Genomic DNA, 14,381 nt, shown 5'->3' on the forward strand with positions numbered 1-14,381 from the left:
TTTGACGCCGCGGTGCTTACGCCTTCTCGCGGAACATCTCGATGATGGCGGAAAAGTCCCTTCCGCCATTGCCCTGCTTTTCGAAGAGCGCATAAAGCTGCGCTGCTTCCGCGCCGAGCGGCGTGGAGGCGCCACTCGCCAGCGCCGCTTCCTGGGAGAGCCTGAGATCCTTCAGCATCAGAGCCGCGGCAAAGCCCGGTTTGTAGTCATTGTTCGCCGGCGAGGTCGGCACCGGTCCGGGCACCGGGCAATAGGTATTGATCGACCAGCACTGGCCCGACGAGGTCGAGGCGACGTCGAACAGCGCCTGATGCGAGAGCCCGAGCTTTTCGGCGAGCACGAAGGCCTCGCAGACGCCCACCATCGAAATACCTAATATCATGTTGTTGCAGATCTTCGCCGCCTGGCCGGCGCCGGCCTCGCCGCAATGGACGATCTTCTTTCCCATGGCCTCGAGGATTGGCTTTGCCTCGGCGAAGGCGTCTTCCGAGCCGCCGGCCATGAAGGTCAGCGTGCCCGCGGTCGCCCCGCCGGTGCCGCCGGAGACCGGGGCGTCGAGCGACAGGCAGCTTGCGGCCTTGGCCATCTCATGCGACTTGCGGCTGCTTTCGACATCGATGGTCGAGCAATCGATGACCAACGTGCCTTGCGCGGCGGACTGCAGGATATCGGTCCAGGCCGTCAGCACGTGTCTGCCCTGCGGCAGCATGGTGATGATGATCTCCGCTTCCTTGACCGCCTGGCTGGCATGGCTTGCCGGCTTGACGCCGCTCTCCTCGGCCGCCTTCAGCACGGACGCCGCGAGATCGAAGCCGAGGACCTCGTGACCTGATTTGACCAGATTGGCGGCCATCGGCCCACCCATGTTGCCGAGGCCGATGAATGCGATCCTTGCCATGGTCTTCTCCTATCGATTGTCTTCGAGGATCATTGCTGCCGCCTTTTCGGCGATCATGATCGTCGGCGAATTGGTGTTGCCCGAGGTGATCGACGGCATCACCGAGGCGTCGGCGATCCTGAGCTTGCCGAGCGCCCTGAGCTTCAACCGGGGATCGACGACGCTGTCCCTGTCGGCGCCCATGCGGCAGGTGCCGACAGGATGGAAGATCGTCGTGCCGATCTCGCCCGCCGCCCGCTCCAGATCGGCCTCCGTCTGATAGGCGGGCCCCGGCTTGAATTCCTCCGGCCTGAAACGGGCAAACGAAGGCTGCGCGACGATCTTGCGCGTCAACCGTATTGAGCGAACAGCTATGTCACGATCGCGCTGCGTCGACAGGTATTTCGGGCTGATCGTCGGCTGAGCGGCAAAATCCGGGCTGGACAGGTGAACCGAACCGCGGCTTTCCGGCCTGAGATTGCAGACGCTCGCGGTGATTGCCGGGAAAGGATGGACGGGATCGCCGAACTTCTCCAGCGAGACCGGCTGCACGTGATATTGCAGGTCGGGCGTTTCCCGGTCCGGGCCCGATCGGGTGAAGATGCCAAGCTGGCTCGGCGCCATCGCCATCGGCCCGGAGCGGCGGACGAGATATTCGAGCCCGATCGCCGCCTTGCCGATCAGCTTCGTCGCCTTCTCGTTCAGCGTCGGAACCCCCGTCACCTTGTAGGCCAGACGCAGTTGCAGATGGTCCTGCAGGTTCTCGCCGACACCCTTGACCTCGGTGACGACATCGACGCCCGCCTGTCTGAGAACCTCCCCCCGGCCGATGCCCGACAGTTCCAGGATGTGCGGCGAGCCGATCGAACCGGCCGAAAGGACGGTCTCTTTCGCCGCATAGGCGCGTTTCGCCACGCCACGATGCTGGAACTCGACGCCGGCAACGGCGCCTTCCTCCACCAGCAGCCGCCGGACCTGTGCCTTGGTCAGCACGGTCAGGTTGGAGCGCTTCATCACCGGCCGCAGGAAGGCCTTCGAGGTGTTCCAGCGAATGCCGGAGCGCTGGTTGACGTCGAAATAGCCGGAGCCCTCGTTGCTGCCGCGGTTGAAATCCGCGGTTTCAGGAATGCCCGCTTCCCTGGCAGCCTGCTGGAAGGCGTCGAGCACGGCCCAGCGCACGCGCGCTTTCTCGATGCGCCATTCGCCGCCGGCACCATGCATCTCGTCTTCGCCGCGATAAAAATCCTCGGACTTGCGGAAGAAGGGCAGAATATCGTCCCAGCCCCAGCCGCTGCAGCCCATCTGCCGCCAGAGGTCGTAATCACGCGCCTGGCCGCGCATGTAGATCATGCCGTTGATCGACGAACAGCCGCCGAGAACCTTGCCGCGCGGATAACTCAGCGCCCGGCCGTTCAATCCCGCTTCCGGCGCCGTAGTGAAGCACCAGTCGGTGCGCGGATTGTTGATGCAATAGAGATAACCGACCGGAATATGGATCCAGTGATAGTTGTCGCTGCCGCCGGCTTCGAGCAGCAGCACCCGGCTCCGGCCATCGGCAGACAGCCGGTTGGCGAGCACGCAGCCGGCGCTGCCTGCCCCAACGATGATGTAGTCGTAACGATCCATGCCCCGCATGAGACTCCACATGCTTGCCGCTTCCCCCTCCCCGCGGCACGGGGAGAGGAATAGTCGCAGCGCCGCCGCCCGTCTCTTTCCCGGGAAAGAGTAGTTCTTTCCGGAAAGAGAGGTCCGCCCGTTCAGCGGCGATAGACGAAGCCCAGTTTCCGCCCCAGCCGCGAGGCGTAGAATTCGCCGATGATGCCGCGGCGGAAGATCAGCACGCAGACCATGAAGACGATGCCGGTGATGATCGTCACCGGGAATTCCGACGTGGCGAGGTAGTTTTCCAGCACCACCACCAGCCCGGCGCCGAAGAGCGGGCCGATCAGCGTGCCGATGCCGCCGAGCAGCGTCATCAGGATCACCTCGCCCGACATCTGCCAGGCGACATCTGTCAGCGTCGCGAACTGGAAGACGATCGATTTCACCGCGCCTGCGAGCCCGGCAAGCGCTGCCGACATGACGAAGGCACCGAGCTTGTAGCGCGCCACGGAATAGCCGAGCGAGATCGCCCGTTGCTCGTTTTCGCGGATCGATTTCAGAATCATGCCGAAGGGCGAATTGATAAAGCGCCAGATGATCAGGATGCCGACCAGGAAGACGGCCAGCACGAAATAATACATGTTGGTCGAGCTGTTCAGATCGATGAAGCCGAAGAGATGGCCGCGGGGCACGGACTGGATGCCGTCCTCGCCCTCGGTGAACTCCGCCTGCAGGCAGAAGAAGAAGAACATCTGCGACAGCGCCAGCGTGATCATCGCGAAATAGATGCCCTGGCGGCGGATGGCGAAGAAGCCCATCACGAGACCGAGAAACGCCGCACCCGCCACGCCGATCAGGATGCCGAGTTCCGGCGGCAAGCCCCATTCCTTCACCGTATAGGCGGTGAAATAGGCGGCACCGCCGAAGAAGGTGGCGTGGCCGAAGGACAGCAGGCCGGTATAACCGAGCAGCAGGTTGAAGGCGCAGGCAAAGAGCGCGAAGCAGAGCAGCTTCATCAGGAAGATCGGATAGAAAAAGAACGGCGCCAGCAGCAGGAGCAGCAGTCCCGCAAGCAGGAAACCCGCCTGCACCGAAAGGGCGGTTCGGCTTTTTTCCGTTTGGATGGTTTCGGTGATGTCGGCCATGTCAAGCATCCCGTCCGAAGAGGCCCGCGGGCCTGATGAGAAGCACGATCGCCATGATGACGAAGATCACGATATTGGACGCCTCGGGATAGAAGACCTTGGTCAGGCCCTCGGCAATGCCGAGCACGTAACCGGTGATGATCGCGCCCATAATCGATCCCATGCCGCCGACGACGACGACGGCGAAGACGACGATGATCATGTTCGAGCCCATCAGCGGCGAGACCTGGTAGATCGGTGCCGCCAGCACGCCGGCAAAGGCGGCGAGACCGGCGCCGAGCGCATAGGTGAGCGTCAAGAGCACCGGCACGTTGACACCGAAGACCTGCACCAGCACGGCGTTTTCGGTGGCGGCACGCAGGTAAGCCCCGAGTTTGGTCTTCTCGATCAGCAGCCAGGTGCCGAGGCAGACGACGAGCGAGACGACCACCACCCAGCCGCGATAGATCGGCAGGAACATGAAGCCGAGGTTGGCCCCGCCGGCAAGAGCCGCCGGCGTTGCATAGGGCTGGCCGGAAGAGCCGTAGAGATAGCGGAAGGTGCCCTCGACCGCGAGCGCCAGTCCGAAGGTGAAGAGCAGGCCGTAGAGCGGATCGAGATCGTAGAGCCGGCGCAGGAACAGCCGCTCGATGATTGCACCCGCAAGGCCGACGATCACTGGCGCCAGGATCAATGACGGCCAGTAGCCGATGCCGGCATAGGTCAGCAGCAGGTAGGCGACGAAGGCGCCGAGCATATATTGCGCGCCATGGGCGAAGTTGATCACCCGGAGCAGGCCGAAAATGATGGCGAGGCCGAGGCTGAGCAGCGCGTAGAACGAGCCGTTGATCAGGCCGATCAGCAACTGGCCGAACAACGCCTGCAGGGGAATGCCGAAGATCATCGTCATCTGGTCATACTCCCAGAACCTTGTGCAGCGTATCCATGCGCTGCGGCAGTTCACCGACCGGGAATTCCGACACCATCTGCCCATGATCCATCAGATAGAAGCGATCGGCAATACGGCTGGCGAAACGGAAATTCTGCTCGACGAGCAGGATCGTCATGCCGCGCTCCTTCAGCGTCTTCAGCACCTCGCCGATGCGTTGGACGATAACAGGGGCAAGCCCCTCCGTCGGTTCATCGAGAATGAGCAGCCTGACGCCGGTGCGGAGGATTCGGGCGATCGCCAGCATCTGCTGCTCGCCGCCTGACAGTTTGGTGCCTGGGCTGCCGCGGCGCTCATAGAGATTGGGGAAAAGCTCGTAGATCTCGTCGAGCGTCATGCCGCCGCCTGCCACGACAGGCGGCAGCAGCAGGTTTTCCGAAACGGTCAGCGTCGAGAAGATGCCGCGCTCCTCCGGCACGAAGCCGATGCCCCGATGCGCCGTCTTGTGCAGGGGCACCTGCATCATATCGCTGCCGTCAAAGCTGATCTTGCCCTTACGGGCCCGTACGATGCCGGTGATGGTGCGCAGCGTCGTCGTCTTGCCGACGCCGTTGCGGCCCAGAATGGTGATCGTCTCGCCTTCGGCAACGCGCATGTCGACGCCGTGCAGGACGTGGCTTTCGCCGTACCAGGCATTGAGCCCCTGGACTTCGAGGAGAGTGGCCATCAATGCTCCTCCGTGCCCATATAGGCCACACGCACACGCTCGTCCTGGCTGACCGTCGCATAGTCGCCCTCGGCGAGGATCTCGCCGCGCTGCAGCACGGTGACATGCTGGCAGATATTGGCGACGACGGAGAGATTGTGCTCGACCATCAATACGGCGCGGTCGCGGGCGACCTCGCGGATGATCGAGGAGACGACGCCGACATCCTCCTGCCCCATGCCGGCCATCGGCTCGTCGAGCAGCAGCACTTTCGGATCCAATGCCAGCGTGGTGGCGATCTCCAGCACGCGCTTGCGGCCATAGGAAAGATCGGCGGCGATGTGATCGCGCTCCTTGGACAGTCCGACGCTGGCGAGCAGCTGCTCGGCGCGCTCGTTCAGCCGGTCGAGTGCGGAAAGCGGCCGCCAGAACTGTGTGGAAAGATTGTTCGGCCGCTGCAACGCCACGCGGACATTGTCGAGAACGGTCAGATGCGGGAAGACCGCCGAGATCTGGAAAGAGCGGACCAGCCCCATGCGCGCCACCTTGTCGGGCGGCGTTCCGGTGATGTCAACGCCCATCAGGCTGATGGTGCCTGAGGTCGGCTGCAGGAACTTGGTCAGCAGGTTGAAGACCGTCGTCTTGCCGGCGCCGTTCGGGCCGATCAGCGCATGCACGCTGGCGTCATGCACGTCGAGATCGACGTTCTTGACGGCCGTGAAGCCGCCGAAATCGCGGCGCAGGCCGCGGGCGGACAAGACCACCCGCGGCTTTTCCTGTGTTTCAATTGCGGAAACCGCCATCGTGCTTACTTTACCAGATCGCAGCCGCTCTTGGCGGGATCGATATAGGCTTCCTTGCCGGGAATGGTGGCGAGCACGTTGAAATAATCCCACGGCTCCTTGCTCTCGGAAGGCTTCTTGACCTGCAGCAGATACATGTCGTGGATCATGCGGCCATTGGCGCCGACCGTGCCGCCGCGGCCGAAGACGTCGTCGACCGGCATTTCATGCAGCTGCTTGGCGACGGCTTCCGTTTCGTCGGTGCCGGCCTTCTGCACCGCCTTCAGATATTGTGTCACCGCCGAATAGGTGCCGGCATGGATCATGTTCGGCATCTTGCCGGTGCGGGCGAAGAACTTCTTGGCGAAGGCGCGGCTCTCGTCGTCGCGATTCCAGTAATAGCCTTCCGTCAACGTCAACCCTTGAGCCGCCTCAAGGCCGAGACCATGGACTTCGGCGAGCGTGAAGAGCAGCGCCGCCAGATGCTGGCCGCCCTGGGTGATGCCGAATTCGGCCGCCTGCTTGATGGCGTTTGCGGTGTCGAGGCCGGCATTGGCAAGGCCGATCACCTTGGCGCCGGATGATTGCGCCTGCAGCAGGAAGGACGAGAAGTCCTGGGTGGACAGCGGATGGCGGACGGCGCCGACGACCTTGCCGCCGCTCGCCTTGACATAGTCGCTGGTCTGCTGCTCCAGCGAGTAGCCGAAGGCATAGTCGGCCGTCAGGAAGAACCAGCTGTCGCCGCCCTGCTTGACGAGCGCGCCGCCGGTGCCGACGGCGAGTGCATGGGTGTCGTAGGCCCAATGGAAGCCGTAAGGCGAGCAGGCCTTGCCGGTGAGATCGGTCGTCGCAGCACCCGTGACGATGTCGATCTTCTTCTTTTCCTTGCCGATCGCCTGCACGGCGAGCGCCACCGACGAGGTCGTCAGTTCCATGATCGCATCCACCTGTTCGGTGTCGTACCACTGGCGGGCGATGTTGGAGGCGATATCAGGCTTGTTCTGATGGTCGGCATCAACGATCTCGACCGGAACGTCGAGCACCTTGCCGCCGAAATCCTCGACCGCCATCTTGGCGGCTTCGACGGAGGACTTGCCGCCGAAATCGGCATAGACACCCGACTGGTCGTTCAGGATGCCGATCTTGACCTTGCCGTCGGTCGCGCTCTGCGCGAGCACCGCAGTGCTGCTCGCAAGCAGAAATGCAACTGATGCAATGAGATTCTTTCGCATATGATCTCCTCCCAGAGATTGGCCAGATTGCGGATCTGTTCAAATTTGGCCAGCCGCACTCCTCAGGACGGCGGACCCTCACCTTACGATCACGGAAATCCCGCCCTGAGGCAACGGGTGATTTACAACTAATTCCAAACAGTATCTGTTCATTTTTGAACAGAGAGGATCGCGATGAACAATCCACCGCAGTTTACTTGGGACGATCTGCAGTTTTTTCTAGCCGTCGCCCGCACCGGACAGCTGTCGACGGCGGCCCGTCAGCTGCGTTCCAGCCATGCCACCGTCTCGCGCCGCATCGACCGGCTGGAGTTCACGCTCAAGGTCAAGCTGTTCGAGCGCAATCCGCGCGGCTATGTACTGACCGCCATGGGCACGCGCTTTGTCGAGACGGCCGAGAAGATGGAGCAGGAGACCGAGCGGCTGCGCGCCGATCTTGCCGCCGGCTCGATGGCGCAGCGCGGCCTGGTGCGGCTGAGCGCGCCGGAGGGTTTTGCCAATTTCTTCTTCGCAACCGTGCTGCCGCAGTTTGCCGCCCAGCATCCGCATCTGGCGCTGGAACTGGTGACGATCCAGCAGATCATGTCGCTGTCGCGCAAGGAGGCCGATCTTTCCGTCGTGCTCGACGAGCCGAAGGGCGGGGCCTATTTCGCCGAGAAGCTGACGGATTATCACCTGCAGGTCTATGGCTCGCGCGATTATCTGGCGAAGGCGCCTGAGATCACCTGCCGCGAAGACCTGCTCAGCCATCCCTTCGTCAGCTATATCGAGGAGATGATCTTTGCGCCCGGCCTGGATTATCTCGGCGATGTGCACCCGCGCATCAAGCCGCAGTTCCAGAGCTCCAGCATCTTTGCGCAGCTGACTGCCACTCGAAACGGCCTCGGCCTCTGCATCCTGCCCTATTTCTTCGCCAGCCGTTATCCCGAACTGGTGCGCGTGCTGCCCGAAGAGATCGACCTCAAGCGCCATTACTGGATCACCTGCCACCGCGACCTGAAACAGGCGCCGCGCGTGCGCGCCGTCATCGATTTCCTGCGCGAGGCGGTGCGCGGCGAAGATGCGCGCTTCGTGCCGCCCTATGTCACGGCCGCCGGCCCTGCGCGCAGGACAAGAGCGGACGTTTAATTAGAGCATGATGCCGTCCGAAACCGCTCACAGTTTTCAGCATCATGCTCTGGTTACTTCAGGAATTCGGCCCGGTGCGGGGTGAATGCATCGATCAGCCGGCCCTTTTCCAGCGCCTTGACGCCATGCACCAGATTGGGGGGCACAATGAAGCTGCCGCCCTGCTTGAGCACCTCGGTCCGGCCATCGATCGTCACTTCGAAACTGCCTTCGGCGACGTAGCTTGCCTGGATGTGCGGATGCGAATGGGCCGCGCCCACGGCGCCGCTTTCGAAGGCCACTTCCACCAGCATCATCTCGGGCAGATATGTCATGATGCGCCTGACGACGCCGGGCTCGGGATTGACCCATTCGGCGCCTTCGGCCGATACGAACAGATCGCTTGACGACATTTTCCGCCTCCTCGTTCCAGAATCGATCGCGGGCAAAGTGGATCATGCCGACGCTTTTGAAAAGATGGCGCGGCCGGTCTTTTCGAGACTGCCGCCTTCTGTTGACGCGGTCGGCTGGCGGGTCTATGGCCAACTTGAGCGAGGCAAGCCAGAACCGGGATGAGGAGACGCGGCCATGCAGCATACGCGCGAAGTTTTCGACTGGGCCGATCCGTTCCGCCTGGTGGAGCAGCTGACCAGTGAAGAGCGCATGGTGCAGGACACCGCCCGTGCCTATGCGCAGGAAAAGCTTGCTCCCCGTGTTCTCGACGCCTTCCGCAATGAAAAGACCGATCCCGAGATCTTCCGCGAAATGGGCGAACTCGGCCTGCTCGGCCCGACGATCTCGCCCGATTATGGCGGCGCCGGCCTCGGCTACGTCGCCTACGGCCTGATCGCCCGCGAGGTCGAGCGGGTCGACAGCGGTTACCGCTCGATGATGAGCGTGCAGTCCTCGCTCGTGATGGTGCCAATCGAAACCTTTGGCTCCGAGGCGCAAAAGCTGAAATACCTGCCGAAACTCGCCACCGGCGAATGGATCGGCTGCTTCGGCCTGACCGAACCCGATCACGGCTCCGACCCCGGCTCGATGGCAACACGTGCCAAAAAGGTGGACGGCGGCTACAGCCTGACCGGCTCGAAGACCTGGATCTCCAACGCGCCGATCGCCGATGTTTTCGTCGTCTGGGCAAAGACCGAGGACGGCCTCATCCGCGGCTTCATCCTCGAAAAGGGCTGGAAAGGACTTTCGGCGCCTGCGATCCACGGCAAGGTGGGCCTGCGCGCTTCGATCACCGGCGAGGTGGTGATGGACGGGGTGTTCGTGCCTGAGGAAAACCTTCTGCCTGATGTGACCGGCCTCAAGGGACCGTTCACCTGCCTCAACTCCGCCCGTTTCGGCATCGCCTGGGGCGCACTCGGTGCTGCCGAGGATTGTTATGCGAGAGCCCGGCAATACACGCTCGAGCGCAAGCAGTTCGGCCGGCCGCTCGCCGCCAACCAGCTGATCCAGAAGAAGCTCGCCGACATGGCGGCGGAAATCTCGCTCGGCCTTCAGGGCTGCCTGCGGCTTGGCCGCATGAAAGAGGAAGGCCATCCGCCGGTGGAACTGACCTCGATCCTCAAGCGCAACAGCTGCGGCAAGGCGCTGGAGATCGCGCGGGCGGCCCGAGACATGCTCGGCGGCAACGGCATCTCCGACGAATTCGGCATCGCCCGTCATCTCGTCAACCTCGAAGTGGTCAACACCTATGAGGGCACGCACGACATCCACGCGCTGATCATCGGCCGGGCGATCACCGGCATTGCCGCTTTTGCGAACTAGCGCATTGGCGCGAAAGGGCGAATTGCCACGCGCCTGACAATGTGCAACCTTCCCTGACGACGGCAAGAGCCGGCAAAAGGGGGATCATGCATGTTTCTGCTTCTTGCATTGCTGATTGGTGTCATTGCCGGGCTTCGCGCCATGACGGCGCCCGCCGCCGTCGCCTGGGGCGCAGCACTTGGATGGTTCGATGTCTCGCAGACGCCGCTTGCCTTCATGGGTTACCAATGGACGCCGTGGATCTTCACGCTTCTCGCCGTCGTCGAACTGATCACCGATCAGCTGCCATCGACGCCGTCGCGTAAGGTGCCGGTGCAATTCGGCGCCCGCATTGTCACGGGCGCGCTGGCCGGCGCCACGATCGGTGCCGCCAGCAGCCTGCTTTTCGGCGGGCTGATCGCCGGCGTGATCGGCGCCGTCATCGGCACATATGGTGGCGCCGCCATCCGCAGCAGGCTTGCCGCCTCCTTCGGCAAGGATCTGCCGGCCGCTCTCATCGAGGATGCCGTCGCCGTCATCGGCGCGGTGCTGATCGTGGGGGCCGTCGCATGAAAAGCTTCGACGCCATCGTTATCGGCGCCGGTCAGGCCGGCCCCTTTCTTGCCGCCAGGATGGTCGAAAAGGGCATGAAGGTGGCGCTGATCGAACGCAAGTTCCTCGGCGGCACCTGCGTCAATGCCGGCTGCATGCCGACGAAGACACTGGTCGCCAGCGCCCGCGCCGCTCATGTCGCAAGAAACGGCGCTGCTTACGGCGTCAATATCCCTGGCGAGATCGCCATCGACATGAAGGTGGTCAGGGCGCGCGCCGAAAGCGTGACCATGAACGCCCGCAACGGCCTGATCGGCTGGTTCGCCGGCATGGAGGGCATGACCGTGATCTACGGCCATGCCCGTTTCGAGGACCCAAAGACCGTCAGCGTCAACGGCGAGACGCTGACTGCGCCGCGCATCTTCCTCAATGTCGGAGCGCGGCCGGTCATCCCTGACCTGCCTGGGATCAACGATATCGATTACCTCACCAGCACCTCGATCATCCATCTCGACACGCTGCCACGGCATCTGGCCGTGATCGGCGGCAGTTATATCGGGCTGGAATTCGCACAGATGTATCGCCGCTTCGGCGCCGAAGTCAGCGTCATCGAGCACGGCCCGAAACTCGCGTCGCGCGAGGACGAGGATATATCCGACGCGATCGCCGATGTCCTGCGCTCGGAGGGCATCGACATTCATACCGGCGTCAGCGACATCGCCTTTGCCAAGAGCAGCGACGGAATAACGGTCGCCACCGATTCAGCGAGGATCGATGCGAGCCATGTGCTGATTGCCACCGGCCGCAAGCCGAACACCGACGATCTCGGCCTCGATGCCGCCGGCGTCATCACCGACGGACGCGGCTTCATTACCGTCGACGACAGGCTTGCCACCAATGTCGACGGCATCTGGGCGCTTGGCGATTGCAACGGCCACGGCGCCTTCACCCACACCTCGTACAATGATTTCGAGATCGCCGCCGCCAATCTGCTCGACGGCGACGATCGCAAGGTGTCGAGCCGTATCCCGGCCTATGCGCTCTATATCGACCCGCCGCTTGGCCGTGTCGGCATGACGGAGAAGCAGGCGCGCGCCTCGGGACGAAGAATCATGATCTCGACCCGGCCGATGAGCCGCGTCGGCCGCGCCAACGAGCGCGGCGAGACCAAGGGCTTCATGAAGGTGATCGCCGACGCCGAGACCAAAAAAATCCTCGGTGCGGCGATCCTGGGCATCGAGGGCGACGAGGTGATCCACGGCATCATAGATGCGATGAATGCAGGAACAACCTATCCCGCCTTGCAATGGTCGGTGCCGATCCATCCGACGGTGTCGGAGCTGATCCCGACGCTGCTTGGGGATTTGAAGCCGGTTTAGCTGTAGAAACCCCGGGCCGAGGACAGCTGCGTGTCTATCGAACTGCTGATCGAGCACTACGGCCTGCTGGCGATATTTCTGGGCGCAGCCTTCGAAGGCGAAACAGCTGCCTTCCTCGGCGGCGTGATTTCTCACCGCGGGCTGCTGACCTATTGGTCGGCGTCGCTCGCGGCAACGGCGGGCTCGTTCGCCGGCGATCAGTTCTGGTTCTTCGCCGGCCGTTATGCGGCGCGATGGGGGCTGGTCCGGCGGCTGATGGAAACACCGGCGCTGGCGCGCGTAACCCGGCTTCTGGAAAGATATCCGACCGGCTTCATCCTTGCGTTTCGTTTTCTTGTGGGGTTGCGGACGATCAGCCCGATCGTCATCGGGACGACGCGAATAGCGACCGGCAAATTCATCATCCTGAATGCCGTGGCCGCGCTGGTGTGGGGGCAGCTTTTCACGGCGCTCGGTTATCTCTTCGGGCACGGCATCCAACAGACATTGGGCCACCTTCCCCTTCATCGTCATCTGCTGATCGCAGTCGGAGCCGCGGCTGTCGTTGCAGGCGCGGCTCTTGCCTTTCGGAAGATAAAACTGAGTGCCAGGCACTCATAGCCGTATGGCGTCCTAGAACAGGATGATTTTAGGCCGGGTCGGCCTAAAATCTGAATCCTGTTCTAAATTTATATAATTGGAGCATGATGTTGTCCGAAAACCGATCACACTTTTCGGCATCATGCTCTACTCCATCACGATCTGCAGCTTCACGTCGCTCGGCCGCGCCTCAACGGCGCGATCAAATGCCTTGATCGAATCTTCGAACTTAAAGGTCTCGGAAATCAGCGGCTTCAGATCCACTCTTCCCGAGCCGAGCAGCGCGATCGAGCGCTCATACTGGTGCGCGTAGCGGAACACCGTCTCGATGCGGATTTCCTTGGTGGATGCCGTCGAGACGTCGAAGCCGATCGGGTTGACCGGCAGGCCGACGACGACGATGACGCCGCCCGGGCGCGGCAGCGCCATGATGGTCTCCCAGGCCTTCGGCGAGCCGGAGCATTCGAAGACGACATCGGCGCCCCAGCCGTCGGTCAGCCGGGCAACCTCTTCGGCCAGGTTCTTCTCGCGGATATTCACCGGAATGACGCCTTGGTACTGTGCGGCGATATCGAGCTTCGGCTGGGCAAGATCGGCGACGATCGCGCGGGCGCAGCCGCCGGCAAGCGCCGCGATCGCCACCATAGTGCCGATCGGCCCAGCGCCGAGGACGACGGCAGTATCACCCGGCGTAATCTTCGCCTTGGTGGCCGCCTGCATGCCGACGGCGAAGGGTTCGACCATGGCGCCTTCGGCAAAGCTGACATTGTCGGGCAGCTTGAAGGTGTAGTTGGCGGGATGCACGACCTCGGGCGTCAGCACGCCGTGGATCGGCGGGGTCGCCCAGAAGGTGACTGCCGGGTCGATATTGTACATGCCGATCCGGCTTGCCTTGGAATTCGGGTCGGGAATGCCGGGCTCCATGCAGACGCGGTCGCCGACTTTGAGATGCGTGACGCCGGCCCCGACCTCGATCACCGTGCCCGCCGCCTCATGGCCGAGCACCATCGGCGCGTTGACGACGAAGGGGCCGATCTTGCCGTGGGTGTAATAATGCACGTCCGAACCGCACACGCCAACCGTGTGGATCCTGATCTTCACCTCGCCAGGGCCGGTTTCAAGCGGCAGATCGATATCGCGAAGCGCAAGCTCATGCTGGCGCTCGAGGACAAGCGCACGGACTTTGGTCATCGTCGGTTTCCTTCCCTAATGGCTTGCCCATGACTCCATCGGGCAGCGTCGAAGCCGACTATAAGGCCCGAAGCCTTCCCAATTCAACCGGATTGCGATGGCTTTTGCTCAACAAGTGAAAAAATGCTCAAGCAGATCTGCCGGAGGTTCAGAGCCCTGCCGCGGCCCGTCCGAAACTCGCCAGCCTGGTCCGATGGCGAGCGGCCGCGTAACGGCATTTATAAGATTTTTATATTGATGGCCTGTCGTCCGTCTCGAACCTTTATGCCCTTCGGCTCCATATTGATGGCCGAGAGATCGAAAAGATCATCTCCACGCCAGAAAGCATGAAAGGCGGCCTCCCAGCGCCCTTTGTCTTGTCTGACTCCAACAAGAACAACAGGAGTCACGATCATGATGGATATCATTCTACTTGGCACCGCGATCATATTCTTCGCGCTGTGCTTTGCCTACACCCGAGCCTGCGACAGGCTTTGACAGGAGAACCGACGATGACCCTCGATTATGTCTTGAGCGGTGCCGTAACCGTGTTTCTCACAGTTTATCTCACCTACGCTCTCCTTCGCCCGGAACGCTTCTAAAAGGAACTGGCGCTTCTGAGGTCGC

Annotated in this window: 16 protein-coding genes; 6 read left to right on the top strand and 10 right to left on the bottom strand. The window is 62.4% G+C overall.

Annotation, left to right across the window (positions count from 1 at the left end; translation table 11 throughout):
• Positions 1-16 precede the first annotated feature (16 nt).
• The 7 genes from mmsB to G9X67_RS03130 all read right to left on the bottom strand — a co-directional run bounded on the left by mmsB (position 17) and on the right by G9X67_RS03130 (position 7,212).
• Positions 17-898 carry a 3-hydroxyisobutyrate dehydrogenase gene (gene mmsB, locus G9X67_RS03100; protein ID WP_171598032.1) on the bottom strand — a complete coding sequence of 294 codons (882 nt, stop codon included), beginning with the start codon at positions 896-898 and terminating at the stop codon, positions 17-19.
• 9 nt (positions 899-907) lie between these two features.
• Positions 908-2,503 carry a GMC family oxidoreductase N-terminal domain-containing protein gene (locus tag G9X67_RS03105; protein WP_171598245.1) on the bottom strand — a complete coding sequence of 532 codons (1,596 nt, stop codon included), beginning with the start codon at positions 2,501-2,503 and terminating at the stop codon, positions 908-910.
• A 131-nt stretch (positions 2,504-2,634) separates the two neighbouring features.
• Positions 2,635-3,624, bottom strand: coding sequence for a branched-chain amino acid ABC transporter permease (locus G9X67_RS03110; protein ID WP_003547798.1), 990 nt, complete (start codon positions 3,622-3,624; stop codon positions 2,635-2,637).
• Between the two features lies 1 nt (position 3,625).
• On the bottom strand, positions 3,626-4,513 hold the full coding sequence (locus G9X67_RS03115; RefSeq protein ID WP_003547797.1) for a branched-chain amino acid ABC transporter permease: 888 nt from the start codon (positions 4,511-4,513) through the stop codon (positions 3,626-3,628).
• A gap of 4 nt (positions 4,514-4,517) precedes the next feature.
• On the bottom strand, positions 4,518-5,219 hold the full coding sequence (locus tag G9X67_RS03120) for an ABC transporter ATP-binding protein (RefSeq protein ID WP_138389682.1): 702 nt from the start codon (positions 5,217-5,219) through the stop codon (positions 4,518-4,520).
• Entirely contained in the window at positions 5,219-6,001 is a 783-nt protein-coding gene (locus tag G9X67_RS03125) for an ABC transporter ATP-binding protein (protein WP_138331350.1), read from the bottom strand. Before G9X67_RS03125 ends, G9X67_RS03120 begins: the two co-directional genes overlap by 1 nt.
• A 5-nt stretch (positions 6,002-6,006) precedes the next feature.
• On the bottom strand, positions 6,007-7,212 hold the full coding sequence (locus G9X67_RS03130; protein ID WP_138331349.1) for an ABC transporter substrate-binding protein: 1,206 nt from the start codon (positions 7,210-7,212) through the stop codon (positions 6,007-6,009).
• Positions 7,213-7,386: 174 nt separating this feature from the next.
• Between G9X67_RS03130 and G9X67_RS03135 the strand changes: the two genes are divergently transcribed.
• Positions 7,387-8,340, top strand: coding sequence for a LysR family transcriptional regulator (locus G9X67_RS03135; protein ID WP_138331348.1), 954 nt, complete (start codon positions 7,387-7,389; stop codon positions 8,338-8,340).
• A gap of 53 nt (positions 8,341-8,393) precedes the next feature.
• On the opposite strand, the gene G9X67_RS03140 is transcribed toward G9X67_RS03135, so the two are convergent.
• Positions 8,394-8,732 (bottom strand): cupin domain-containing protein, encoded by a 339-nt coding sequence (locus G9X67_RS03140; RefSeq protein WP_138331347.1) that lies wholly within the window; start codon positions 8,730-8,732, stop codon positions 8,394-8,396.
• 175 nt (positions 8,733-8,907) lie between these two features.
• Here G9X67_RS03140 and G9X67_RS03145 point away from each other — a divergent pair, with 175 nt between their 5' ends.
• From G9X67_RS03145 to G9X67_RS03160, 4 genes are all read left to right on the top strand, one after another.
• Positions 8,908-10,095 carry an acyl-CoA dehydrogenase gene (locus tag G9X67_RS03145; RefSeq protein WP_138389684.1) on the top strand — a complete coding sequence of 396 codons (1,188 nt, stop codon included), beginning with the start codon at positions 8,908-8,910 and terminating at the stop codon, positions 10,093-10,095.
• Between the two features lie 90 nt (positions 10,096-10,185).
• Complete coding sequence (locus G9X67_RS03150; RefSeq protein WP_138331345.1) at positions 10,186-10,647, top strand: DUF4126 family protein; 462 nt, start codon at positions 10,186-10,188, stop codon at positions 10,645-10,647.
• On the top strand, positions 10,644-12,005 hold the full coding sequence (locus G9X67_RS03155) for an FAD-containing oxidoreductase (RefSeq protein ID WP_171598033.1): 1,362 nt from the start codon (positions 10,644-10,646) through the stop codon (positions 12,003-12,005). The genes G9X67_RS03150 and G9X67_RS03155 overlap by 4 nt, the downstream gene beginning before the upstream one ends.
• Positions 12,006-12,035: 30 nt before the next feature.
• Complete coding sequence (locus G9X67_RS03160; RefSeq protein ID WP_171598034.1) at positions 12,036-12,605, top strand: VTT domain-containing protein; 570 nt, start codon at positions 12,036-12,038, stop codon at positions 12,603-12,605.
• A 126-nt stretch (positions 12,606-12,731) separates the two neighbouring features.
• Here G9X67_RS03160 and G9X67_RS03165 read toward each other — a convergent pair whose 3' ends face one another.
• Together G9X67_RS03165 and G9X67_RS03170 are read right to left on the bottom strand one after the other, a co-directional pair.
• Positions 12,732-13,775: an NAD(P)-dependent alcohol dehydrogenase gene (locus G9X67_RS03165; protein WP_171598035.1), complete on the bottom strand. Its 1,044-nt coding sequence runs from the start codon at positions 13,773-13,775 to the stop codon at positions 12,732-12,734.
• A 218-nt stretch (positions 13,776-13,993) separates the two neighbouring features.
• Positions 13,994-14,170 carry a hypothetical protein gene (locus G9X67_RS03170; protein ID WP_246697135.1) on the bottom strand — a complete coding sequence of 59 codons (177 nt, stop codon included), beginning with the start codon at positions 14,168-14,170 and terminating at the stop codon, positions 13,994-13,996.
• 96 nt (positions 14,171-14,266) lie between these two features.
• On the opposite strand from G9X67_RS03170, the gene G9X67_RS03175 reads away from it, so the two are divergent.
• A complete protein-coding gene (locus G9X67_RS03175) occupies positions 14,267-14,356 on the top strand; it encodes a K(+)-transporting ATPase subunit F (protein ID WP_003547774.1) in 90 nt (29 codons plus the stop codon).
• The last annotated feature ends 25 nt before the right edge of the window (positions 14,357-14,381 follow it).

The sequence above is a fragment of the Rhizobium sp. WYCCWR 11152 genome, from assembly GCF_013087615.1.
In the GTDB taxonomy this organism is placed as follows: Bacteria; Pseudomonadota; Alphaproteobacteria; order Rhizobiales; family Rhizobiaceae; genus Rhizobium; species Rhizobium indicum.